Origin of the sequence: Paeniglutamicibacter terrestris (assembly GCF_012271785.1) — a bacterium.
GTDB lineage: Bacteria > Actinomycetota > Actinomycetes > Actinomycetales > Micrococcaceae > Paeniglutamicibacter > Paeniglutamicibacter terrestris.
This window is the reverse complement of the sequence record NZ_JAAWVT010000004.1, coordinates 235,617-260,097: the sequence shown is the minus strand read 5'-3', so window position 1 is coordinate 260,097 and position 24,481 is coordinate 235,617. Positions and strand designations below refer to the sequence as shown.

At 61.3% G+C, this 24,481-nt stretch carries 22 protein-coding genes and 1 pseudogene; 14 read left to right on the top strand and 9 right to left on the bottom strand.

What is annotated here, in order from left to right; genetic code table 11:
• Positions 1-94 precede the first annotated feature (94 nt).
• Genes HED64_RS10985 through HED64_RS10970 form a run of 4 tightly spaced genes read right to left on the bottom strand, consistent with a single transcriptional unit; the run spans position 95 to position 5,067 of the window.
• Positions 95-787, bottom strand: coding sequence for an ABC transporter ATP-binding protein (locus HED64_RS10985; RefSeq protein WP_168152037.1), 693 nt, complete (start codon positions 785-787; stop codon positions 95-97).
• Positions 784-2,436, bottom strand: a complete 1,653-nt coding sequence (locus tag HED64_RS10980; RefSeq protein WP_168152036.1) for an ABC transporter permease subunit — start codon at positions 2,434-2,436, stop codon at positions 784-786. The genes HED64_RS10985 and HED64_RS10980 overlap by 4 nt, the downstream gene beginning before the upstream one ends.
• Positions 2,429-3,442, bottom strand: coding sequence for an ABC transporter permease (locus tag HED64_RS10975; RefSeq protein WP_168152035.1), 1,014 nt, complete (start codon positions 3,440-3,442; stop codon positions 2,429-2,431). The genes HED64_RS10980 and HED64_RS10975 overlap by 8 nt, the downstream gene beginning before the upstream one ends.
• The gene (locus tag HED64_RS10970; protein ID WP_342590704.1) at positions 3,439-5,067 is read right to left on the bottom strand and encodes an ABC transporter substrate-binding protein; all 1,629 of its coding nucleotides are present in this window, start codon (positions 5,065-5,067) and stop codon (positions 3,439-3,441) included. The genes HED64_RS10975 and HED64_RS10970 overlap by 4 nt, the downstream gene beginning before the upstream one ends.
• A gap of 158 nt (positions 5,068-5,225) precedes the next feature.
• On the opposite strand from HED64_RS10970, the gene HED64_RS10965 reads away from it, so the two are divergent.
• Complete coding sequence (locus HED64_RS10965; protein WP_168152034.1) at positions 5,226-5,579, top strand: ArsR/SmtB family transcription factor; 354 nt, start codon at positions 5,226-5,228, stop codon at positions 5,577-5,579.
• A 108-nt stretch (positions 5,580-5,687) separates the two neighbouring features.
• Here the strand turns inward: HED64_RS10965 and HED64_RS10960 are convergent, their stop codons facing one another.
• Together HED64_RS10960 and HED64_RS10955 are read right to left on the bottom strand one after the other, a co-directional pair.
• Positions 5,688-7,316 carry a BCCT family transporter gene (locus tag HED64_RS10960; RefSeq protein WP_168152033.1) on the bottom strand — a complete coding sequence of 543 codons (1,629 nt, stop codon included), beginning with the start codon at positions 7,314-7,316 and terminating at the stop codon, positions 5,688-5,690.
• Positions 7,317-7,389: 73 nt separating this feature from the next.
• Positions 7,390-8,346 carry a flavin reductase gene (locus HED64_RS10955; protein ID WP_168152032.1) on the bottom strand — a complete coding sequence of 319 codons (957 nt, stop codon included), beginning with the start codon at positions 8,344-8,346 and terminating at the stop codon, positions 7,390-7,392.
• A 138-nt stretch (positions 8,347-8,484) separates the two neighbouring features.
• On the opposite strand from HED64_RS10955, the gene HED64_RS10950 reads away from it, so the two are divergent.
• The 9 genes from HED64_RS10950 to HED64_RS10910 all read left to right on the top strand — a co-directional run bounded on the left by HED64_RS10950 (position 8,485) and on the right by HED64_RS10910 (position 17,682).
• On the top strand, positions 8,485-9,165 hold the full coding sequence (locus HED64_RS10950; RefSeq protein ID WP_168152031.1) for a GntR family transcriptional regulator: 681 nt from the start codon (positions 8,485-8,487) through the stop codon (positions 9,163-9,165).
• A gap of 991 nt (positions 9,166-10,156) precedes the next feature.
• Positions 10,157-10,825 (top strand): amino acid synthesis family protein, encoded by a 669-nt coding sequence (locus HED64_RS10945; RefSeq protein ID WP_168152030.1) that lies wholly within the window; start codon positions 10,157-10,159, stop codon positions 10,823-10,825.
• Entirely contained in the window at positions 10,822-11,373 is a 552-nt protein-coding gene (locus tag HED64_RS10940) for an amino acid synthesis family protein (RefSeq protein WP_168152029.1), read from the top strand. Before HED64_RS10945 ends, HED64_RS10940 begins: the two co-directional genes overlap by 4 nt.
• A gap of 15 nt (positions 11,374-11,388) precedes the next feature.
• A complete protein-coding gene (locus HED64_RS10935) occupies positions 11,389-12,138 on the top strand; it encodes an alpha/beta fold hydrolase (protein WP_168152028.1) in 750 nt (249 codons plus the stop codon).
• A complete protein-coding gene (locus HED64_RS10930; protein ID WP_168152027.1) occupies positions 12,131-13,615 on the top strand; it encodes an aldehyde dehydrogenase in 1,485 nt (494 codons plus the stop codon). Before HED64_RS10935 ends, HED64_RS10930 begins: the two co-directional genes overlap by 8 nt.
• Before the next feature lie 13 nt (positions 13,616-13,628).
• Positions 13,629-13,835 (top strand): tautomerase family protein, encoded by a 207-nt coding sequence (locus HED64_RS10925; RefSeq protein WP_168152026.1) that lies wholly within the window; start codon positions 13,629-13,631, stop codon positions 13,833-13,835.
• An 18-nt stretch (positions 13,836-13,853) separates the two neighbouring features.
• Positions 13,854-14,924: an LLM class flavin-dependent oxidoreductase gene (locus tag HED64_RS10920; protein WP_168152025.1), complete on the top strand. Its 1,071-nt coding sequence runs from the start codon at positions 13,854-13,856 to the stop codon at positions 14,922-14,924.
• A 209-nt stretch (positions 14,925-15,133) separates the two neighbouring features.
• Positions 15,134-16,372 (top strand): MFS transporter, encoded by a 1,239-nt coding sequence (locus HED64_RS10915; protein WP_210149556.1) that lies wholly within the window; start codon positions 15,134-15,136, stop codon positions 16,370-16,372.
• A gap of 104 nt (positions 16,373-16,476) precedes the next feature.
• Positions 16,477-17,682 (top strand): amidohydrolase family protein, encoded by a 1,206-nt coding sequence (locus tag HED64_RS10910; RefSeq protein ID WP_168152024.1) that lies wholly within the window; start codon positions 16,477-16,479, stop codon positions 17,680-17,682.
• A gap of 77 nt (positions 17,683-17,759) precedes the next feature.
• On the opposite strand, the gene HED64_RS10905 is transcribed toward HED64_RS10910, so the two are convergent.
• Entirely contained in the window at positions 17,760-18,605 is an 846-nt protein-coding gene (locus HED64_RS10905; protein WP_168152023.1) for an HAD-IIA family hydrolase, read from the bottom strand.
• 84 nt (positions 18,606-18,689) lie between these two features.
• Positions 18,690-19,697, bottom strand: coding sequence for a magnesium/cobalt transporter CorA (gene corA, locus HED64_RS10900; RefSeq protein ID WP_168152022.1), 1,008 nt, complete (start codon positions 19,695-19,697; stop codon positions 18,690-18,692).
• A 163-nt stretch (positions 19,698-19,860) separates the two neighbouring features.
• Between corA and HED64_RS10895 the strand changes: the two genes are divergently transcribed.
• From HED64_RS10895 to HED64_RS20270, 3 genes and pseudogenes are all read left to right on the top strand, one after another.
• On the top strand, positions 19,861-20,535 hold the full coding sequence (locus tag HED64_RS10895) for a TrmH family RNA methyltransferase (RefSeq protein ID WP_425351795.1): 675 nt from the start codon (positions 19,861-19,863) through the stop codon (positions 20,533-20,535).
• A gap of 203 nt (positions 20,536-20,738) precedes the next feature.
• Positions 20,739-22,067 (top strand): peptidoglycan DD-metalloendopeptidase family protein, encoded by a 1,329-nt coding sequence (locus HED64_RS10890; RefSeq protein ID WP_168152021.1) that lies wholly within the window; start codon positions 20,739-20,741, stop codon positions 22,065-22,067.
• Positions 22,068-22,399: 332 nt separating this feature from the next.
• Positions 22,400-23,161, top strand: a pseudogene (locus HED64_RS20270) (M23 family metallopeptidase); the annotation flags it as partial.
• 38 nt (positions 23,162-23,199) lie between these two features.
• Here HED64_RS20270 and HED64_RS19865 read toward each other — a convergent pair.
• Positions 23,200-23,715 carry a hypothetical protein gene (locus tag HED64_RS19865; RefSeq protein ID WP_245325910.1) on the bottom strand — a complete coding sequence of 172 codons (516 nt, stop codon included), beginning with the start codon at positions 23,713-23,715 and terminating at the stop codon, positions 23,200-23,202.
• Positions 23,716-23,821: 106 nt separating this feature from the next.
• Between HED64_RS19865 and HED64_RS19860 the strand changes: the two genes are divergently transcribed.
• Positions 23,822-24,379 carry a hypothetical protein gene (locus HED64_RS19860; RefSeq protein ID WP_245325943.1) on the top strand — a complete coding sequence of 186 codons (558 nt, stop codon included), beginning with the start codon at positions 23,822-23,824 and terminating at the stop codon, positions 24,377-24,379.
• Positions 24,380-24,481: the final 102 nt, after the last annotated feature.

The window sequence follows — 24,481 nt, the reverse complement described above, 5'->3', positions numbered from 1 at the left end:
TCGTATCCGGATACGACCCCCCAGGTGTCCCTGCGTGTGCTTTCAAGAGGGCAGTAAACCAACGCTAAAACGAAGTCATCAATCGGCCCGATGCTCAGCCGGGGTTTGGCTGATTGATCTGCGTCAGTTCCAGCATGGTGTGGGCAACCGTAGCCAGTGCGGCACCATCGTGCGATGCGATCAGCACCGCGGCGCCACTGGCTGCGCGGTCAGCTAGCAGTCCCATGATGGATGACGTGGTCCCGGGGTCCAGTTGGGCCGTGGGCTCGTCGCAGATCAAAACGTCCGGTTCCAGCGCTAGGGCTCGGGCCAGCATGGCGCGCTGCAATTGACCGTCGGAAACCTGATGCGGATAACGCCACAGAAGTGCCGGGTCCAGCTGCACCCATTCGGCCAGCTCAGCCAACTCCCGCTCATAACGTTGCGGTCGTGGGCGCAGCGAGCCATCGCGGAAGGACAGCGGCGCGCAGATCAGGGCACCAAGGCGCAGCCGTGGATCGGCCGCGGCCCTGGGGGACTGCAGAACCACACCCATGGACCGGCGGATGTGGCGCCCAACCGGTGACCCAGGTCCATACTCCTGCCCCTGGATGATCACCGAGCCAGCATCCGCGGGGGTCATCAAGGCGGCTATGCGCAGCAACGTAGACTTGCCCGCGCCCGAAGGAGCGCCGAGCCCAACAATTTCCCCCGGAGCGACGCTCAGCGACAGCCCGTCAAACAGCCTCCCGGAGTCAGGGCCGGCGCTCGGATGGTTGAAGGAAATTCCTCGCAATTCAAGGCTCATGCCGGTACTCCCAGCAGTGAACCGGTGGCGGGATGCTGGGGATGACCCAACACCTCCGCGGCGGTGCCCGATTCAACAACCTCGCCGTCGTTCAGAACCGCCACATAATCGGCGATACGCCGAGCCAGAGCCAGATCGTGGGTGACCATGATGATTGTTATCCCGGCCGCGGCCTGTGCCCGCAGGAGTTGTTCCATGAGTTCCACCGTGCGGGCATCCAGGGCGCTGGTGGGCTCATCCACCAGCAGGATCCGCGCCCCAACGGCGCAACCCAACCCGAGAGCGACCCGTTGGGCCTGCCCGCCGGAAAGCTCGTGGGGGTAGCGCCCGGCCAACGATTCCTCCACGGCCGCGGCGCCCAGCGCATTAAGGACATCGGTTCGGGAGGAAGACCGCTTGGCCGCCTTGAGCGTTTGCCGCATCTGCGTGGCAATGCTTCGCACCGGGTTCAGCGAGGTGGTCGCCGAACCAGGAACTAAGACCGTTTCTGTGCCGCGCGCCCGCGAAAGCCCCGCTGCATCGCGGGGAGAACCATGAACGCTGATGTTTCCCGAGAAATGGGCGCCCACCGGGAGCAACCCGGTCAGGGTGCGCAGCAGCAGCGACTTTCCGGCTCCCGAAGCCCCGAGGATCACGTTGATCGCCCCGGCTTCGGCCCGGTAATTGATCCCGCGCAGGACCCTCGAAGTGGTGCCCGGATCCATGCTCGAGGGGAGAAAAACGTCCAGTGAGCTGGTCTGGATCGCCGCGCCGACCTGCAGCTCGCCAACCGGCAACTCGGCGGTGGCGGAACCGGCCGCCGACAGCGTAGCGCGGTCCCTGGCGAAGAGCCGCGCGAAGAGCTTGGGGAATGCACGACGGCCGCGCCGCCGTCCCGCGGTATCCACCAGTGCCGCCGTGGACCAACTGACCAACACCAGCAGCCCGGCGGGGAAGACCAACAACCACCAGGCGCCGGCCAGCAAACCGCCGCGCGCATCCTCCAGCAACAGGCCCAGCGAGGCGGATTCGGGCGGTAACCCGACGCCCAAAAAAGAGAGTGAGCTTTCGTGCCAGATGGCGTGGGGCAGTTGCAGTACTAGGGCGATGGCTGCCTGTGGTGCCACGGCCGGAATCAGGTGCGTGCACCAGATGGCCGCACTCGATGCCCCGGAGGCACGAGCCAGTAGGACATAGTCAGCGGTGCGCTCGGCCAGCAACCTCGAGCGCACAATCCGGGCCACCTGCGTCCAGTGCGTTAACGCTATGGACAATACAATCGCCCACCACTGCCCGCGCCACAGAGCCACGATCACCACCGCCAGCAGGAGGTGCGGCAGGGCGTTGGTGACATCCACCAAGCGCATGGCTATTCTGTCCACGACTCCGCCGCGCCAGGCGGCCAGCAATCCGACCCCGAGACCCAGGACGGTAGCGACGACCGAGGCGAACAACGCCAGCAGTAGGGACATGCGCAGTCCCTGGGCGGAGCGGATCCACACGTCCCTACCCAAGAGGTCGGTGCCAAAGAAATGCTGGAGCGAGGGGGCTTGAAGCACCGCGGACAGATCCACGGCACGCGGATCCAGAGGTTGAAGCCACGGAACCAGTAGGGCGTAGGCAAGAATCAGCCCCAGCAGAACCAGGGGTAATGGGCGGGGCCTAGACATCGCTGACCCGCGGGTCAAAGACAAGGTAACAGGCGTCGGCCAACGCCGAGCCGGCAAAAACGACCGCGCACGAAAGCGCGGTCACCGCGGCAAGTAGCGGAAAATCCCCGGCGATGGCCGAGGACACCGTTGCCGAAGCCAAGCCGGGCCAGGAGAACACCGCCTCGATGAGCAATGCCCCGGTGACCAACTCACCCAAGCGCGAACCCACCACCGTGATGAACGGCAGCAGCGCCACCGGAAGTACCTGGGTGCGTAGCACCGTGAATTCGCTCAGTCCGCGTCCGCGCGCGGCCAGCACCGCGTCGGATTCCAGCGCCTCGAGCACCGAGGCCCGAAGGTTTAATACCAGCCACGGCAGCAGGGTCACCGCCAGCACGCCCACGGGCAGCACCAGGTGCAGGGCGATGCCTGCCGGTGTAGGATCCAGACCGCCCGACGCTGAGCCTCCGGCCGGTAGACCCAGCCCAATCGCGAAGATGGCAATGGCCACTAGCCCCAGAACAAACGGCGGGATTGCTTGGGCCAGATGCACCAGTCCCAGAGCGACGGTATCTAGAGGCGAACCGGGGCGCCGCGCCGCGCTAACCGCCAGCAGGACCGAGAGCACCATCGCCACCAGCAGTCCGAGCCCCACCAATAATGCCGTGTAGGGCAGGCGCTCGGAAATCACCTGGGTCACCGGTTGGCCGAAAACCCGTGAGGTACCCGCCTCACCACGCACCACCCCGGTCATCCAGCGTCCCCAGATCGCGTACCAGGCGTCGTTGAGCCCCAGCTGCTCGGTCAACGTCGCGCGTTGCTCAGGGGTTGAATGTTCGTATTGCGTGCCCAGATATTGGGCCAGTGGATTGAAGGGAGCCAGGGAGGCAAGCCAGAAAACAGCGGCGGTGATCCCGACGGTGGCCGGAACACCCACCAACGCCCGGCGTCCGAGCAGGCTCAGCACTTCGCGTGCGCGCGAGCGCCGCCGTGCGAGGCCCAGCGTAGCGTCGTGCGTTCTCATGGTTTCGGGACCCATTGGCCGAGCTTCACCCACGGGCCCCACGTGGTGCCGTGGTCGTGCGGCTCAAGTAGCGTCCCGGTTCCCTGCCAGGCAGTAGAAACGGAGGTGCGCTGGATATAGGTGTGGTCGATGAACGCGAGCAGCACCATGGAGGGGTTCTCGACGTAGCGGCGCTGAACCTCGCGGTAGGCGGCGGCCCGTTTGGTCTCATCAAGGGTGGTGCGCCCGGCTTCTAGCGCCTTGTCCATGGCGGAATCCGCGAACTTGCTCGGATTGTCGTAGTACGCGCCCGCGGAGGGATAGGAGGAATGCAGCATCTTGTACAGCTGAGTGTCCACGTCATACGGGGTGTCACCCCCGCCGAGCATGATCGCGTCGGTTCCCGCCCGCGGCTCGGCCATTTCGAAGGTCGCCGCCTCGACCGGTACATCGATGCCCAGCAGCTTCATCTGTGCGGAGAAGGCCAGCGACAGGTCCCGGCGCAGCGAATCGCCGGGGTTGTACATCAGCGTGAACGCGGCCGGTCTCCCGTTTTTCGAGCGCATGGAATCGTCCCCGATCAGCCAGCCTGCCTCATCGAGCAGCCCCGCGGCGCGCTGCGGATCGTGGGCAAAAACGGCGGAGGGGTCAAACGCGTCGCCATATTCGGCTGGAACAAAGGTGTTTGCCGCACGCCCGGCACCCGCCAGCACACCGTCAATCAATGACTGCCTGTCCACCGCAAGGTTCAGGGCCAGACGCACCCTCGGGTCGGATGTCAGCGGGTTATCCGCGGGCAGGGAGAGCCCGCGCCAGTCCGCGGAGGTGGCCGTCACCAGCTCGAACTCGGGGTTGGTGCCGAAGGTGGCAGCGAGCCGCGGGGGTAGCACGGTGCCGTCAAATTCCCCGGCCAGCATGCGCTGGGCCCGAGCGTTATCATCGGGAGCGGCCTCGTAGATAACGCGCTTCAGCGCGACCTCACCGTCGCGGTATCTCGGGTTTGCCTTCAGCACTAGGCGCGCGGGATCCAGCGAATCCACCAGGTAGGGGCCGGTGCCGATCGGGGCTCGGTTTAGCACCGAGTTCTCCACGCGCTGCCCGGGCACAATGGATTCGGACGGGGCGATACCGATGAGCATCGCCGTCTTGAAGGAGACCTGGGCTTCGCGCAAGGTGAATTCGACGGTGTGTGAGTCCATGGACTTGACGTCCACGACGTTTGAGAGCGTGCCGAGGATGGGGGAGGCGCTCGCCGGATCCATGATGGCCTGGTAACTTGCCACGACATCCGTGGCGTCAAGGGCGGTTCCGTCGCTGAACCGGACATCGCTGCGCAACTTGACCGTCCAGGTGCGTGCATCGGGGGAAACTGTGGGCTCCGCCGCCGCCAACAGTGGCGTGATCTGCGGCAAGCTTTCCGCGGTGCCGGTAAGCGTGTAGAGGGATTCGTTGATTTTTCCCGTGCCGTTGTTGTCGAATCCGGCCAGCGGGTTAAGTGTCTCGGGAAGAGCAGCGGTGAGCAGTGCCAGCGAGGGCTCGGCGGACTTGGCGCCGCCGATGCCCGACCCCACGGGCGCGCATCCGGTGCCGACCAATAGGATGGAGGCAAGAACTGCCAGCGTTCTCAGGTGTTGTGGGTTGCGCACGGTAGAGGTTTCGACCTTTCATCCTGGTTGCCGGCGGGCATATGGGATAGGGCAACGCCCCTACTGTACATCTGTCCAGCCAGACAGATATGGGAACCGGGCAATGATTCCGGTGAGTTTACGCACCAGCCCGGAACAGCGGAAGGAATGAGGACGACATGTCGGAAACGGAACACGGCAAGATCGGAGCGGACGCTGTAGCCGCGACCGAGCCGAGCATGCCCGACTGGATCGACGTCTTTGCCTTGGTTGCCGATGCCACGCGGATGAAAATCCTCATCGCCATGCATGCCGCCCCAGATTCCTCGGTCAGCCAGTTGGCGGCCGCCACGGCGCTGGGCGCCAATACCGTCACCCAGGCGCTGGCCACCTTGCATAAGGCCGGCGTTGTGAGCGTGCGTGCCGACGGCCGCTACCGCCGCTGGACCCTGACCGATCCCGAGGTTCACCAACTGCTGCACCAGATGCGGGCGCCGCATTCAGAGCTGCACCCCGAACACCCGGCGCACTGAGGCCCGATATGAAATGCCAGTAGCCAGTAGCCTGAGCAACAACGAAAGCCGCCCCGGTGACAGCTTTCGCTGCTACCGGGGCGGTCACATATTTAGGTCGGGAGGCGTCTACAGATCCGTCCTTTTCCCTGATCCATAGACGGTCTTGCGCAGATCGAACCTAGACTTGCGCAACACGTCGAACTCTGGATCCGTGCGCAGCTCCATGACCAGAGATATGCCCAGGAGTGCCACGATGATGGTGAAGGGCAACGCCGAAAGCATTGCAGCCTGTTGCAAGGCAGTCAGCCCGCCGACCAACAGCAGGAGCACTGCACTTACGCCGGTCAAAACGCCCCAAATGGTCAACACCGGCCGGGTAGGCGACAGATGCCCCTTGCTGGACATCATGCTCAAAACATAGGTGTTCGCATCGGCTCCAGAGATGAAGAACAAGGCAACAAGGATCATGGTGACCACAGATGTGATTTGAACTAGAGGCAGCTCGTTGAGCATCGCGAAGAACGCAGAGTTCAGGTTCTCCGCAGTTTGCGCAGCGATGGGGGCGCCGTCCATCTCGAATTTGATGGCGCTTCCGCCGAAGATGGTGAACCACGCGAAGAACACCAAACTGGGGACACCCAGGACGCCCGCCACGAACTGACGGATAGTTCGGCCCTTGGAGATCTTCGCCAAGAAGACTCCGACGAATGCGCCCCAGCTGAGCCACCACGCCATCATGAAGTAGGTCCACCACTGCATCCATTGCAGGTCATCGGGGGTGGACGGGGTAATCAGGGAAACTTGGAAGAAATCGTTGACGTACTGCCCGATAGAGCGAAAGAAGATATTGCTGATGAAACTAGTCGGCCCCATCAGCAGCACGAAAAGGGCGAGGCCGGCCGAAAGGGCCATGGTGATCTGGCTGATGTACTTGATGCCGCGATTGACCCCGGAAAGTGCCGAAAGGGTGAATAAGACGGTAATGATGGCGATGATTACGACTTGGACACTAAGTCCGGTTGGTAGCCCGAATACCCGGTTCAGTCCTTCCTCGATCTGAGCGGCGCCTAGGCCAAGGGACGTTGTGGTTCCGAACAGCGTTGCCAGGATGGCAAATACATCGACGAGTTTTCCGAACCAGCCATCCACCAGTCGTCCCAACACAGGACGCAGCATGGGGGAGACCAGCCCGGGACGCCCCTTGCGGTGGGTTGAGTAGCCGATGGACAGACCAAAGACGCCGAATACCGCCCAGGCATGTGGGCCCCAGTCGAAGAAGCTGAATTGCAACGCTCGCACGGCGGCATCCATGGTCCCGGGCTCTGCCAACGCATGCGGGGGAGCCATAAAGTGGGAGATCGGTTCGGCGACGCCGTAGCTGATCAGACCGATTCCCATTACGGCCGAGAGGATCATCGCAAGCCATGCCCACGTGGAGAATTCCGGCCTGTCTTCATTTGAGCCGAGGCGGATGCTGCCATAGCGGCTCGCTCCCAAGTAGACCATCAGGCCGATGCATCCCAGCGTTACCAGCAGATAGCTCCAACCGACGGATCGTGCAATCCAATCCATGCTGCTGGTCATGACGTTGCCGAGGCCCTCTGGCGAAATGCTGGCCCAGAGCAAGAACCCAGCCAGAAGTACCAGGGAGGCCCAGAACACGGCACCTACCCGGGGTTTGTCGGGACGCTGCGACGCTGGGTTCGGTTGAACCGAACCCGGACTGGACTTTTTGACCAGTGTCTTCTCGACCATGATGGTCTCCTACTTATCTCTTCTGGTCCGCCGGAACGCGCGGTCCGTTTAGTTAGTGTTGCTCTGGCTTGGGCTAAAGTGAAGCCAAGTTTGCGCCGTCGTAGAAACGCCCCGCCTTGTAGACCATGGGTTCGATGTCGGTTCCTTCTGCATGGCGAACGCGGCATACGAAGATCGTGTGTGTCTTGGCCTGGAAGCGCTCACGGATTTCCGCTTCGATCATGGCGGATGAGGAGTCGATTAACGGGCTGCCTTCCGGGCCTTGATGCCATTCGATGTCAGCGAACTTGTCGCTCGACTTCGAAGCAAAAGTGGATACGGTGTCCTTCTGTTCGCGGGAAAGGATATTGATTCCGAGGTGGGTGGAGCCGAACAGCGCCGGGTACGTCGACGATGTCTTCTGCACGCACACCATGACCAGCGGCGGTTCTAGGGAGATTGAGGAGTAGGCGTTGACTGCAAGCCCTCGGGGTTTTCCGTCTTCCATCGTTGTCACAACGGTCACGCCGGTGACAAACTGGCGGTTAAACGCCTTCATAGCCTCAAGATCGGGTTCCCCCGACAGATCTGCCATCACAACTTCCGTTTCCGGCGACTTCTCTGCAGCGATCGCATCGGATAGCGAGCGAATTCCGAGTGCATTGAGTAGTTCGGTTCCATCCCACGTGACCGTTTCACGGTGAATCAGACCCTCGCGCAGATCGATTTGATTCGACCCTTGGGTCACCACCGACTTGCCGGTAGCGGGCACACTGAGGAACGTTTCCGTGTGAGTGCCCGTGGTTTTCCAGAAGATGGCCGCCCGCTCTCCATCGACCAAGATCGAATCAATGGTGGTGGTAAGGTCCGGGAATCCCTGACGAATGGCGCGAATCTCCGCTTGGTATTGGTGCAGATTCATCGATGATCCGCCTGATTTGCCATGACGGGTGTAATTGGAGGTGGAGATGGCGTTGAGAGCTTCAACTTCACCGCGATCCCAAGCAGCGGTCCATGCTTCCTTCAGTGTGTCCTCAAATTTCTGTTGCATGCTACAGACTGTAATGCCCGTCACCATTGCCGTCAACCAGTTCGCGAATATTCCTCTAAATCCATGTAATCTCTGGAGTTTTGCAAGAACAATTTAATACAGATTGACTTGATCTTGCATGCATCGTAGTGTTCTTGTATGCAAGGAATAGCGGAAGTTAGCAATCTCGGGGCGCCACCTCCATCGGACGATTCATTGCTCGCTCGGATACGGGATTTGGTGCTGGGGGGAACGTATCCTCCGGGCGAGCCGCTCTCCGAGATTTTCTTGGCGCAGCAGTTTGACGTCAGTCGAACTCCGGTGCGCGAGGCCCTGAAGCAGCTCGAGCGAGAGAGCCTGATTGAAATCAGGCCCAAGGTTGGGACCTACGTCCGTGAACCCACCAAGCGGGAAATCGTAGAACTCTTCCAGCTCAAGGAGGGCCTAGAGGGCATGGCTGCCGGCCTGATGGCCCGGCGCGGCAGGACACCCAGTCTTGAATTCTTGGAGAAAAACGTCAAGGCATCGGAAGCCGCCTCTGTCGCACACGATTCGGAACGCTACGCCCAGCTGGTCCATGAGTTTCACTGGGCGCTGGTCAATGGTTCTGATAACACTAAATTGGTCGAGCACTACAGGTTGCTCATGAATCAGCTGGCCTTCCATCGGCTGGTGCTGAAGACGGTCGAGAATCCCCGGCGGATTTCGGCATCCAGCGGCGAGCATCGACTGGTGCTGCAGATGATCCAGGACAAGGACCATTTCGGCGCCGAGGCCGCGATGAGAAATCACGTCTACGCGTCTGCCCGCGAATTGCTGGGTGGAGGCCGCAACTCGTAGTACCTGGGTCCATCGCACGGTATCGGATACGGCGCCCTGAAGCGCCACTGATACAGGGAAACGACCGCTAGAACTCGCCTTGATTCAGTCCGGCCCGGCCTTTTTGTTTGTTTTGGACTCAGGTTAGGGTCCCGACGGAGGAATCGGGGGTCTAGAGTCTTTCTGCTGTGACGCCGTGGCCTTCCTGAGTTGCGAGTGAACGCGAAATGGTCACGTGTCGTTTCGGGGTTCGTTACCGTTGGAAATGGTTTGCCTAAATGCGTTCCATGACGGCTGGCTAGGTATTACAGGCAAGCCGCCGCGGTGGACTTCTTCCGGTGTACGCATGTGGATCCGGTGACGGTTGATTGCCCACGGCACGGGTCTCGATCGAGTGGTGCGGAGTCCCCGGAATCGGATCTGGAGCGCTTCCACGGTTGGCATCCGACGAAGCCGACCGCCTGCCAACAATGCCCTAGATTCACGGTAACGGCCGACGAAGCCCCCAGAAGCGCATGGTGACCGGATTACTGGATCCACCTGGAAAGTCGGTCGCGAGTCCCCATTCCGCAGGAAAACCCAAGCAATGATGCATGCATCAAATGCCAGTACTGCCTGTGCAATGTCGAACAGTTTGCGGATATTTCGCTGAATGAAGACACTTTTGCAGTGACCTGTTGCACACTGGTGCTGAAAGTACTACAGTTCTTGTATGCAACAGGTTGAGGTGCGGCAGCATTGGTCCTGAGACGCGGTGATGGAATCCACTGAGCCGCAGATGCTTGCTCGCCGGGCAGGGAATGATCTCTCAGGATGCGGTGTGAACATTGGAATCAGTAGGGGTCCGGATCGAAGGTGCACCGGATGCTGCGGCGCACGCCAGAGAAGTCAGCCGCTCGGAGCCGGGGAGGTCAGGCAACCTATCGGGCGCAACGAATCGCGATCGATCACGCATATCCCTCCAAGCCACAAGAGCGAACCAACGACGCCATAGACCAGAAAGCTCCAAAACATGACAACAACTCCACTTGAGGCGAAGCGAGTAGTCGATCTCAGCGCGCGTTCGACCCTGGGTAGCTATGACGACATTGCTGCTGCCATTGGACTTCGCAAGATTTCGACGTTCAGCGAAGAAATTCCCCATACCGATGGGCGCTCGATCCTGCGGGCCACCTCCACCGCGGTGATAGCCAATCCCTGGAAGGGGACCAGCACCGATTTCGAGCTCGCCCCAGAAGCCGAGCGCATCGCCCCGCTGCTGTCAAAGCTCTTGACCGACCGGCTACTTGAGGTGCTCGGCGGCGCCGAGAAGGTCGAAGCCTTCGGCAAGGCAGCCCTCGTCGGTGCCGGCGGGGAAATCGAACATGCCGGAGCGCTGATCCACACCCCGTACTACGGGAACCTGATGCGAGAGGCGCTGGAAGGAACGTCCATTTTGTGCTTCGCAGACGGATTCGGCCAACCGGGTGAAATGCTGCGGATTCCGATGTGGCACAAGACCGCACCGGCAACGCGAAGCCACTACCAGACCATCGAAATCTTCTTGTCCGATGCGCCGAACGCGACGGAAATCGCCGTTGTTGCCGCGGCATCCACCGGGCCCCGCCCGCACGCGCGGATCGGGGACCGTAACACCGACATTCCCGTCACCTCCGAGATCCTGAAGGAAATTACCCTGTGAAATACCGCAAGCTTGTGACCATCGTTGAGGAAACCACCCGCGAGGGAGGGCGCGACGTAGCCCCCGTCGCACGAGTCGCCATCGTAGCGGCGATCATTGATAACCCGTGGGCAGGTCAGGGCTTCGTCGAAGACCTGAACGCCGGCATCGATGCCGTCGCCTCCGATCTCGGTGCGTTGCTAGCACCCAAGGTCATGGAGGCACTGGGCGCGCCGTTGGAGGCTTACGGCAAAGCGGCCATCGTGGGATTGGACGGGGAAATCGAGCACGGTTCCGCGCTGATCCACACCCTGAAATTCGGCAACCACTTCCGCGACGCCGCTCAGGCAACCACCTTGTTGCCGGCCGTAGAGAAGCGCGGCCCGGCTGGGGTGCACTTCGATATCCCGCTGAAGCACTTCACCGATGCCACCATCCGCTCGCACCACCAGAGCGTGGAAGTCAGCATCGCCGATGCCCCGCATCCCGGGGAGATCATCATCGCCCTGGCTGCTGCTACGGGTGGACGTCCGCAACAGCGCCTAGCAGCGCTCTCGACCGAGCTCTAGGAGCCACTGGTAGCAATGAGTGCCCTCGAACCGCAGACCGTGCTCCTGCACGGGGTCGGCCTGGATTTGAGCATGTGGGAGACGTTCCAGGAAATCTGCGACCGGCCGACCGTGGCATTGGACCTGCCGGGCCACGGAGCGCAGCCGCCGCTGAGAGAACCACAGACGCTGGAAACCCTGGCCCGTCACGTGATCTCACGGCTTCCCGAAGGACCGATTCACCTCGTCGGCTTTTCTCTGGGGGCACTCATCGCCCAATACATTGCACGCTTCGCACCAACCAAGGTCCTTTCGTTGACCTCCGTTAACTCGGTGTGCCGACGCACTGCGGAGGAATCCGCGGCGGTGGCGCGCCGGTTGGACACCGCGGGAACGGAATTCGCCGCCGGGGTGGACCTGGCCATCGAACGCTGGTTCCCCCACGCCACGACCACCGTGCCTGCCCAGAGCATCGCAACAGTCCGTCACGTCCTGGCCGCAAACGACATTCAGTCGTACCTGCACGCCTACCGGGTGTTCGCGCAGGGGGACCAAGAGATCGGACCCGAATTGGGAGCCATCACTCAACCCGCCCTGGCCATCACTGGCAGCGACGACCCGGGATCGACCCCGGAGATGTCGCAGCGTCTGGGGCAAGCGATGCCCGACTGCCGCGTTGTCGTCGTCCCGAAAACCCGACATATGCTGCCCATCGAGAACGCACTGGCCCTAGCCGAGGCGCTTTCCACTTTGATCGATAACCCGAAAAGGATGAACCGTGACTGAACGCCTCAACCACTTCATCGGTGGCGAGCACGTGGCCCCGTCCGAGGGGACCTATTTCACCAGCACCAACCCGTCCACCCTGGTTGTCCTCTACGAGGCCGCCCGAGGCAACGCCGAGGACGTGGACCGGGCCGTCAGCTCCGCCCGACACACCTTCGAGTCCGCTGCCTGGAAGCGGATCGGGGCCACCGCGCGCGGGCACCTGCTGCGCCGCCTCGGCGACCTAGTCGGCGAGAATGCCGAGCAGCTGGCAATGTGCGAAAGCCTAGACAACGGCAAACTATTACGCGAAATGCGCGGCCAGATGCGCATGCTGCCCGAGTACTTCTACTACTACGCCGGGCTGGCCGACAAGATCCAAGGCTCACAGATTCCAAGCACCAACCCGGACATCCTGAACTACACCCAGCGTGAGGCGCTCGGGGTGGTCGGGGCGATCACCCCGTGGAACTCGCCGCTGACGCTGACCACCTCGAAGATCGCCCCGGCACTGGCAGCCGGCAACACCGTGGTCATCAAGCCCAGCGAATACACCTCGCGCACTGTGCTGCTACTGGCCGAGCTAGCGGACAAGGCAGGGTTCCCGCCCGGCGCCATTAACGTGGTGACCGGGCTGGGAGCCGAGGCCGGTGCGGCGCTGGTGAGCCATCCGAAGATCGCCAAGATCTCCTTCACCGGCTCCACCGGCACCGGATCGCATATCGCCGCCCAGACAGCGGCCCGATTCATCGGATGCACCCTGGAACTCGGCGGGAAGAGCCCGAACATCGTCTTCGGGGACGCCAACGTGGCCAACGCCGCGATGGGCGTCGTCGCGGGCATCTACGCTGCCGCCGGGCAGACCTGCATCGCCGGCAGCCGCGTCTTCGCGCACAAGTCGGTGTACGAGGAACTGCTCGAACGCGTCACCGAACGCGCCCGCTCGATCCGGATCGGCGACCCGCTGCTTGATGAGACGGAGCTTGGCCCGCTGGCCTTCAAGGACCAGCTGGAGAAGGTCGAATCCTACGTGAAGATCGGCGCCGCGGAGGGCGCGACGGTGCACAGCGGCGGCGGACGCCCGACGGGTCTGGAGTTGCCCGGATACTTCTACGAGCCGACCGTGCTGACCGACGTGGACAACAACATGCGCGTGGTCCGCGAGGAGATCTTCGGCCCGGTAGCTGCCATCATGCCCTTTGAGCGCGAAGACGAGTTGCTCGCCCTGGCCAACGACACCGAGTACGGCTTGGCCGCCGGGGTGTGGACGCAGAACCTGGCCACCGCGCACCGCGTCGCCCGGAAGCTCGACGCCGGCACCGTGTGGGTCAACACCTATCGGGCCATGTCCCCGATGTCGCCGCGCCAGGGTTTCAAAAACTCCGGCGTGGGCATCGAACACGGCATCGAGTCGATGTACGAGTACACCCGGCTCAAGAGCATCTGGATCAACACCGACGAGGGTCCCGTGGCAGACCCCTTCGTCATGCGCGGATAAGGACGGATGCCCCATGCCACTGATTGATGTTTCCATTGCCCGAGGCCGCAGCCCGGAACAGCTACGGGCCCTCATAGACGCGCTGCACCAGGCAGCGGTCACCACCGTCGACGCAGCACCCGAAAATATCACCATCATCGTCAGGGAAGTCGAACGCGCTCATTGGTCACGCCACAACGTGACCATCGCCGAGCGCGACGCTTCTTCTGCAAGCCAGTAATTTCTGAAAGGACGCCAGATGCGTTTTTCGCTGTTTGTTCACATGGAGCGCTACGACGATTCCATTTCCTACGAGGACCACTGGGCGAACCTCGTCGAACTGGCCCTGCTGGCCGAGGAGGGTGGCTTCGGTACGATCTGGATCGGTGAGCACCACTCGATGGAGTACACCGTCTCGCCAAATCCGTTGCCGCAGCTGGCCTACCTGGCGGCCAAGACTTCGAAGATCCGGCTCGGCTCCGGCACCATCATCGCCCCGTTCTGGAACCCGATCCGGGCCGCCGGAGAACTGGCCCTGCTCGATGTCATCAGCGGCGGACGCGCCGAGGTGGGCGTGGCGCGCGGGGCCTACCAGTTCGAGTTCGACCGCATGCTCGGAGGCCTGCCCGTGGCAGATGGCGGTGACCACCTGCGTGAGATCATCCCTGCCATGAAGGCATTGTGGGCCGGCGACTACGCCCATGATGGAAAGGTGTGGCAGTTCCCTACCTCCACCAGCGTGCCGAAGCCGGTGCAGAAGGAGCTTCCGGTTTGGGTGGCCGCCCGCAGCCCAGAATCCCACGACTTCGCCGTCGCCACCGGCTGCAACGTCATGGTCACTCCGCTGATGAAGGGCGACGAGGAAGTCGCATCTTTGGTGGAGAAATACGAAACCGCCATCGCCAACCACCCGGAAATTGAACGCCGCCCGGACATCATGGTGCTGCGCCACACCCACGTGCATTCAGAAGCAGACACCGAGGGGTGGCGTCCGGCCGCCGAAGGAATCCAGAAGTTCTACCGTTCTTTCGACGCGTGGTTTGGCAACAAGAGTGTCCCGGAAAATGGTTTCCTAGACCCCAGCCCGGTCGAGAAGTTCGAGGCACGCCCCGAATTCTCGGTGGAGTCCCTGCACCAGACCGCCATGATCGGTACTCCCTCCGAGGTGGTCGAGCGCCTGCGCCGCTACGAGGAGCTGGGGGTCACCGAGTACAGCTTCTGGGCCGACAATACCCTCAGCCATGAGGAAAAGAAGCGCTCGCTGGAACTGTTCATTGAGCAGGTCATGCCGGCTTTTAGCGAGCAGGCAGCGCCCGCACTCAACAAGTAGAAGAACCGCACTAACACGAGCTCTTCTCGGAGCCCCTGCCCGAACTGATTCAGCTCGGGCAGGGGTCATTTAAGCCCCCACGAGCAACCGCCCGGGCACCGCATTCACCGCTGTTCCCCGAACACCCGGAGCACTGACCGGGTCTCTGCCGGACGACAACCGAGCGAGCCACACCGCCCGGAACGGGATAGCCCACGTACGCTGGAGCCGTGAACACCGCAAAATCCGGGGGACAGCTACCGGGGCCTTTCCGCTGGCTGTGGGCCGGTGCAGCGATGAGCAACCTCGGGGACGGGATGCTGCTGGCTGCCGGACCGCTACTGGTCACCACCATCACCCGCGACCCGTTGGCCGTGGCCCTGGCGCCCTTCGCCCAACAGATCCCCTGGGTACTTTTCGGTCTGCTCGCCGGTGCCGTTGTGGACCGTGTGAACCGGCGCCAGCTGATGATCATGGTCAACCTTCTGCGGATGCTGGTAATCATGGCCCTGGCCGTCGTCATCTTCTCCGGGGCCCTTGGCTTGCCGGTGCTCTATGGATGCTTGTTCTTACTGGGCACCGCGGAGGCCTTTGCCGACAACGCTGCCACTTCGCTGATCCCCACTCTGGTGCCCAGCGCTCAGTTGGGGCTGGCCAACTCGCGGCTCTTCGGGACCATTACCGTGACCAACCAACTGGCCGGCCCGCCGCTGGGGGCCATGCTCTTTGCCTTGTCCCATGCACTTCCCTACGCGGGGTTTGCCGCGCTGCTGGCCCTGGCCGTGGTGCTCTACTCGAAGGTCGCGCTCCCGTTACCGGCAGCTGGCAGCGCGAGACCGCCGGGGACCTCCATGCTCCGTGAAGTCAGGGAGGGGATCGGCTGGATGCGCAGGCACTTCGCCGTGCGTACCCTGGCCATCCTCATCACCTCCTTCAACGTCACCTTTGGGGCTACGTTCGCGATGCTGGTGCTTTACGCGACCGACCAGTTGGCGCTCGGGAACATTGGGTACGGCCTGCTGATGAGCGCCAGTGCGGTGGGCGGAATTATCGGATCGCTGCTCTTCCCCTGGCTGGAGAGCAAGTTCAACTACGCCGTCTTGTTGCGCACCGGTCTGGTCTTGGAAACCCTCACGCACCTAGCTCTGGTGCTCACCCACCAGGCGTGGGTGGCCATGGCCATCTTGTTCCTCTTCGGCATCCATGCTCTGGTCTGGAGCTCGGTTTCCTCCACGGTGCGCCAGCGCGCGGTGCCCGATCGGCTGCGCGGCCGGGTGAACTCGGTTTACATGCTGGGGAGCGTTGGCGGCATCGCCGCCGGTTCTCTGCTCGGCGGTGTGCTGGGCCAAGTCTTCAGCTACCGGGCGCCGTTCTGGCTTGGATTCGTGGGTTCGTTCATCATCCTGCTGCTGGTCTGGAAGTCGATGACTCACATCGCGGCCGCTGGCAGCCATGGGGACGAAGAATAGGCAACGGCATCCCAAATGCTCGCCCCTGCCACCGCCGCGTGGAAGAGTTGTTCCGCATAACACCAAAGTTATGCGGCAGGTCACCGGCAAAGGGGAGAAACGCTGTGCTTATCAGTAACGTGAGGCCTTGGGGTCAGACACCCATTGACTTCGAAATCACCGACGGGAAGATCAGCTCCGTTTCCCCGCACGACGCAGCGCTCCCGACGGCCGGGGCAATCGATGGGGGCGGGCGGCTGGCGCTTCCGTCATTCTCAGATGTCCACGTGCACCTAGATTCAACCCGGATCGGGCTCCCGTTCCGTGAACACACTGGGGCACCGGGTGTCTGGGGCATGATGCTCAATGATCGCAACAACTGGCGCGATGCCGAGGTTTCGTTGCCTCAGCGGGTCGCCGAAACCCTGGGACGCATGATTGCCCACGGCACCACCCGGGTGCGTAGTTACGCGCAGATTGATATCGACTGCAAGCTAGAAAAATTCGAAGCAGTACTGTCCGCCAAGGAAAAGTTCGCGGAGCATGCCGACGTGCAGATCATGGCCTTTCCACAGGCCGGGCTATTGCTTGAACCTGGAACTGTGGCTTACCTCGAAGAATCCTTAAAACTCGGTGCCACGGTGATGGGCGGCATTGATCCCTGCCAGCTGGATCGGGATCCGGTACGGCACCTAGACATCGTGTTCGAGCTGGCCGAAAAATACCAAGTGGATGTCGATATTCATCTGCACGAGCCGGGGCATCTGGCACATTTCAGCACCGAGCTCATCATGGAACGCACCCGCGCCCTTGGCATGGAGGGACGGGTGACACTCTCGCACGCCTACGAACTGGGCAACGTTTCCGCCGCCGCCACGCAACGGGTGATGGAGGGCATGCGTGAGCTAGATATTTCTTGGGCCACGGTGGCGCCAGCTGTCAGCGGCAAACAGTTTAATCTTGCCGCAATGACCGAGGCCGGGATCCGGGTTGGCCTCGGCGAGGATGGCCAGCGCGACTACTGGAGTCCCTATGGGGATTGTGATCTGCTCTCGCGCACCTGGCAGTTGGCCTTCACCCACGGGCTGCGCCAGGATGAGCTGATTGAGCATGCGGCAGCGATCGCCACCTGGGGTGGAGCCAGCATCATGGACCGCAACCTCACCCGGCTGCGATCAACTAGCGACCGCCCGGGGCTGGCCGTGGGGGATAGGGCGGAGCTTGTCCTATTGGGCGCCGAAACTGTCACCAGCGCCGTCATGGACCGCGGATCAGACCGTACCGTCATTCATGATGGCCGCGTTGTTGCCGATCAGTTGAAGCTGCTTTAGCGGCCCAGCCGCACTAAAGGTGCTGGCCGCGTCCTCGTGAACGGGAGCGGCCAACACCAACATGCAAAAGCTGTGCCTTAGTCTTCGTGCGGACCGGACGCCTTGCCCGGTGCGGCCTCCGGCCCCTGAAGCAGCTCGTTGAAGATGTCGGCGACCGAGCTACGTTCCAGATCGGGGCGGAACGGGAAGGACGCCACATCACCGGGCTTGGTGATGCCGGTATGCACCAACAGCGTCAGCAGCCCGGCTTCCATTCCGGCAATGATGTCGGTGTCCATGCGGTCACCAATCATTGCCGTGGTCTCCGAATGCGCGTCGATTCGGTTCAGGGCGGAGCGGAACATCATCGGGTTCGGCTTGCCCACCACGTACGGTTCGCGACGGGTGGCCTGAGTGATCAGCGCGGCCACGGATCCGGTGGCGGGCAGCAGTCCCTCGGGGGAGGGTCCGGTGGCATCCGGATTGGTGGTGATGAACCGAGCGCCGGCGGCGATCAGACGAATGGCCCGGGTGATGGCCTCAAAGGAGTAGGTGCGGGTTTCGCCCAACACCACATAATCGGGGTCCTGATCGGTCAGGATGAAACCTGCATCGTGCAGTGCGGTGGTCAATCCGGCCTCGCCAATCACAAACGCGCGTCCGCCCGGACGCTGACGGCGCAAAAATTCGGCGGTGGCCATGGCCGAGGTCCAGATGTTCTCTTCCGGGACGTCCAGTCCGGAGGACAGCAGGCGTGCCCGCAGATCCCTCGGGGTGTAGATCGAATTGTTGGTCAGCACCAGGAAGCGTTTGCCCGTGCTCACCCAGTGCGCGATCATCTCGGCAGCGCCGGGGATGGCCTGATTTTCGTGAACCAGCACCCCGTCCATGTCCGTGAGCCAGCATTCGATGTCGTGAACGCTGCGTGGTTCATGAATCGCCATGAGTGGGAGTTCCTTTCAAGAGGTAAGAACCTTCGGGTAACAGTCTTTCAGGTTCCGGTGCATCGAGTGCTGCGCCACCGCGGGCTAGAGCCAATTGTTCTTCTTGAAGATGACGAAGAGGCCCCCTGCGAGCACCAGCATCAAGCCGAGCGCGGCCGGATAGCCGAAACGCCAGTCAAGTTCGGGCATATGGCTGAAGTTCATCCCGTAGATGCCGGTGACAAGGCTCGGTGCAAAAATGATCGCCGCCCAAGAGGAAATCTTTTTCATCTGCTCGTTTTGGGCCAGACCAGCCTCAGTCGCCGCCTGGGAGGCCAACGTTGAGGACAGCGACAGGGCATTGGTCAGCAACGCCCGGAAGGATGCGATGCGCTCCGTCATTCGGATCGCGTGGTCGTGGACGTCGATGAGCTTTCGATCCAATTCTAGGGCGTCGGACTCTTGGACGTTGCTCAGCCGTACGTCTCGGCGCAGTCCGGAAATGACCTCCTCCAGTGGGGCCAGAGCGCGCTGGAAATCAATGACTTCCCGGGACAGTTCGTAGATGCGCCGCGAAACGTTGGTGGTCCCGGAGAACAGCTCGTCCTCGATCTCATCGATGTCATTTTCTAAGCCGACGAACACCGGTTCATATTCGTCAACGACCTGGTCAATAACGGCGTAGAGAATTGCCAAGGGGCCGATGGCCAGAAGGTCTGGATCAAGTTCGAGCCGATGGCGAACCTGAGCCAACTTGGGGGATTCGGCATGCCTGACCGTGACGACAAAATCGGTACCTGCATAGACATGAAGCTCGCCGAACTCAACTTTTTCTTCCTCGTCGAGATAACGGGCGGGTCGGAGCACGGCAAAAAGATGATCTCCGTAGTGCTCCAATTTGGGTCGCTGATGCCCAGCGAGCGTGTCCTCAACGGCAAGTTCGTGGAGTCCGAGTTCGTCGGCAACCTCGTTCATTTCCGCTTGGTCGGGACGGTAGAGCCCCAGCCACGACATGCCTCCGGTTTCTTTCATCGACTCAAAGGTGGAGGAGAGATCCGGTGGATGGATCACGCACTTTCCGTTGACGTAGATGGCATTGTCGATGATGGGCATGGGTGCCGTCCTTGCATGAAGACCGAAGTGTTTCCCGGTTGGGCAATGTACTGCACTGGATAGTTTGTCATCATCCGTCCTTCTCGTGTGCCGTTTTGTCTGCCCAAGCCCGGTGCCGGGGCGCTATTCCGGGGGATTGTGGAGCAGCGACTACCCTTGAGGAGTGACTTTCGACGTTGAGCCCCCAGCCCCAGAACCCACCGAGTACGATCCCATCCACGAAGAACGCCCAGAAGTTGGTGTCGGTCCGTGGGAGGGTGAGCTGCCGAGTGAGGGGCACTACGACCCCGAGTTGCTCAGCAACGGGGACCGACGCAACGTTGCTGACAAGTACCGCTACTGGTCCATGGAAGCGATTGTTGCCGATCTAGATGAGCGTCGGCACGACTTTCACATTGCCATTGAGAACTGGCAGCACGACATGAATATTGGCACGGTGGTGCGCACCGCGAACGCCTTCTTGGCCAAGGAAGTGCACATCATTGGCCGCCGTCGCTGGAACAAGCGTGGCGCCATGGTCACCGATCGATACCAGCACGTGCGTCACCACCCCACGGTGGAGGACTTCGTGGTCTGGGCCAAGGGCGAAGGGCTAGCGATCATCGGCATCGATATCTTCCCCGATTCCGAAAAACTGGAGACCTATGAACTGCCGCGTAACTGCGTGCTGGTCTTCGGGCAGGAAGGCCCGGGGCTCAGTGAAGAGGTCCATCAGAATGCCGAGGCAACGTTGTCCATCGAGCAATTTGGTTCCACCCGATCAATCAATGCCGCATCGGCCGCCGGAATCGCCATGCACGCGTGGATTCGTCGACACGTCTTTGACCAGTCGGTCTAAGGCCGCCCGTAACTTTGAGTAGAAAGCCCAACGTTTAGCGAATTACCCTTTTCTCTTCGCGCATCGTGAGTTAGCGTGAGTTTCGGACGTTCCATCCCGTGCACAGTTTCGGTGTCGTCACCGGCCGCATTGTTCGGGGAATGCCCGATGGTCCGCGCCGGCAACGGCCATGGTCACGCGACGCGAAACGGAGCTAATCACAGGTGAAGAAGCACCAGGTTAATCACTCAATGCCGGTGCCCAAGAGGCGCGATTTACGTCGCACATCCAAGGGCTCAAAGAGCGCAGTACTGGGGATCGCGATCATCACCACACTTGCTCTTGCTCCTTCGCCAACTCCCGATGGGCGCCTCATTGACGTAGCTCCTGTTGCCTTTTCGCCGCTGAGTGTTGAGGCAGCCTCCTTTAACCAACCGGTCGAGGTATCGCTACTTAGCGGCGCCGATGCGATCCGCTGGGAATCTGAAAATATCACCAGCGCCGCCGCAGGCGATCAAGTCTCCGATGCCTCCGACCCCGCTTCGGTGCTCAGCAGTGGCGGTTCAACCACCCAGCTGGTGGGACAAAGCGTTGGTCCGCTGGGGGTTTTGCCAGCAGGAATCCAGCTGATCCACCCAGTTTTTTCTAGGCACATCACTAGCCCGTACGGGTGGAGGAATAACCCGACAGGTGCTGGCACCCAGATCCATATTGGACAGGACTATGCCATCCCGTGTGGATCGCCGGTCTATGCCACTGCCGATGGAACGGTGATCCAGTCGGCTTGGGCGGGGCACTCCGGAATGCGTGTGACAGTTGACCATGGGTCATCGGTACGCACCGGCTATAGTCACAACTCCTCGTTGATTGCCAAGGTTGGTGAGCGCGTTAAGCAAGGGCAGTTGATCGCCCTGAGCGGGACAACCGGTAACTCCACCGGCTGCCACGTACACTTCGAAGTCATCATCAACGGCCGCTGGAACGACCCCCGAAACTTCCTGCCCGCCATCCCGGGCCAGCCAAATCCGATGATTGATTCGCGCCGCACAACGATTGCAGCCGAACCAATTCGCAACACCGGTGAACCTCAAGCGAACAACGATAATGGGCACGATATTGAGGTGAATCGGCCCGAGCCGAGCAAGCCCGCACCGTCACCAACGGGACCGCAAAAGGAAACCACTGCTCCAAAGCCCACGCACGAAACCAAGCCGAGCAGAACTCCGAAGCCCACCCAAGAGACAAAACCCAGCGCAACGCCGAAGCCAACACCAACGCGGAAACCATCTCCTGCCCCTTCGGACTCGACGAAGCCCGATGAAACTCCGACGGTCACTCCTCCGACGGACGCGAGCTCCCCGACTCCTCCAAGCACTGTGCCCTCCGCTCCAGGAAGTACAGCACCGGGTAGTACCGCGCCGACAAAACCACCGACGGAGGTCTCCGAATCGACGTTCGTCGAATCGCCGAGCGGCACGTCGGGCCAAAGCGATGGAACCTCAACGCGAATGCCATCTTCTGAAGGCTCAGCCTCCAGCTCGCTCGCGGAGTAGTTTCTACCTGAGAAGAGCGCAAAGCGTGCCGCTTAAAGTCTGATGCACCTAGTCGTTGCTTGTTTTCTACGTCATTTGGACTTGTGAAACACAAGCTGGGGATCCGGGGGATCATCCATCCGCGGTAGTCGCCGGAGAGTGAAAGCAAATAACACTTTGTGATGGCGGCAAATAGCCCTTTATTACTCACCGTCGGTGAGCTACGGTGAAGCCTAAGTGTTCAGTTACTTGGGGTGACACGGACAACTCGTTGGCTTTAGCCAGCCCGCCATCCTCTTTTGGCTGTGCAAAGAATTCATGGTGACTCAATCAGGGGGTTGTTGCCGTTGAAAATGCATCAGGTCAATAGGGGTCCGCTGCCGGAAAATAAAGGCAGATTTAGGAAAAAGATTCCACCTATGTCAGCGTTTGGTCTTGCTGTGGCTGCTGCCGTCGCAATATCGGGTACGCCGGGGCTCGGGGTGGCCTCTGACGAGATCGCACCACACAGAGCCCATGCGCCGAGTTACCAGGTTGCCAGCTATGTTCAGCCGGTCAGGGTGGCTCTTCTCGGTGGCTTGGACGCCATTAGGTGGCAATCGTCCAACATAACCAGTTCGCCCGCCGGATCCGACGGCGACGGGGCGCCCGCGCTACAGGCGTTCACCGGTGCCTGGCGAGCAACATCTACTCAGCCCAATGCCGCGGGCATCTTGGTTGGACAGAATGTGGGAGCGCTTGGGGCGCTTCCCGGTAAGATCCAACTCATGCATCCGGTGGCGTCTTTGCACATCACTAGCCCCTACGGTTGGCGCCACAACCCCACCGGGCCGGGCACCCAGATCCACGTTGGGCAAGACTATGCGATTCCTTGCGGTTCTCCGGTTTATGCATCGGCAGATGGAGTTGTCATCCAGTCTGCTTGGGCCGGACACTCGGGCATGCGTGTCACGATCGACCATGGCTCCTCAATCCAGACCGGATACAGCCACAATTCCCAGCTCATTGCGAAAGTTGGAGATACTGTCAAACAGTGGCAAGTCATAGCGCTTAGTGGAACAACGGGAAATTCCACGGGATGCCACGTGCATTTTGAAGTCATTATCAATGGACGCTGGAACGACCCGAGAAACTTCCTCCCGGGCGTGTTTGGTCAGCCTAATCCCATGATCGATTCGCGAAACACCACCATCGCTGCCGAACCAATCCGCAACAGTGGCGCACCTCGGTCCTCGGTGGAAGAAACCATTAATTCCTCGATACGGTGGGTCACCGCCCCCAGGGTAAGAACCTCGTCGCCCACGCCTAACAAGAGCAAGTCACCGGCAGTTGCACCCAAGGCCGATCCGAAACCGGCCAAGAAGCCGACGGCAACCGCCAAGCCATCCACACCGACGAAACCTAGGACCGAACCTAAACCTGCCCCAACTAAGCCGTCTCCAACGAAGTCGACGACGAAGCCGGCTCCGACCTCTGCGGCGCCAAAGCCGGCTCCGACCTCTGCGGCGCCAAAGCCGGCTCCGACGAAGCCGGCTCCAACCTCTGCGGTGCCATCGACAGCTCCTCCGACTAGTGCAGCACCTACGTCGGCAGCACCCACATCGGCGGCTCCGACTAAGGCAGCTCCGACTAAGGCAGCACCGACAACTGCGGCAGCACCGACAACCACTCCCGCGCCGACTACTGCTGCACCGACTTCGGTAGCACCAACGACAGCTGCTCCGACAAGTGAGGCACCGGCACCAAGCAGTGAAGCTCCACCGCAAGAAAATCAGGTGCCTGATGTCAACGAGCTTCCGGACCTTCAAGTGACACTTCCGGAAAGCGGCGCAGCAGATCCATCTGGCGATACAACGAAGGAGTCTACGGAACCTGACGCCCCAAAGGCGGATGTTAAACCAGAAGTTGACGCCCCTCAGGACGGCGATTCCACCAGCAAATTGGTCGTTGGTAAACCGGCGAAAAAGGACTCCAAACAAGAAGCGGTGGTTGCTAAGAAGGTGCCGGCCGTGAAACAGCCACCCGCCAAGCAAGCGCCGGCTCCTGCCGCGAAACCTGAGCTCAAGAAGGTAAAGGCCCTCAAGAAGGTGGCCACACCTGTGAAGGCTAAGCCGAAGAAAATCGCGGTTGTTGCAGCGGCTAAACCCAAAGCAGCCGCCACTCAGAAGGCCGTAGCCAAGGTCGTCACCGTGACAAGACCGAAACCGCTCGCGCCGAAGGCTCCCGTGCCCCAGATGAAAATGGCTGCGGTGCCACCCAAACAAGAAACCGTTAAGCCGATAGCCCAGAAGTCACTGGCCGAAACCGGAGGTGAAGCGGGTACAGACAAGTAAATGACAGGCAAAGGGCGCCGGATTCGGCGCCCTTTGCCTGTCATTCACAAACGTGGCGCGTCATCCCGTAAGCGATCCAGCACACATTGTAGATAGGATGTG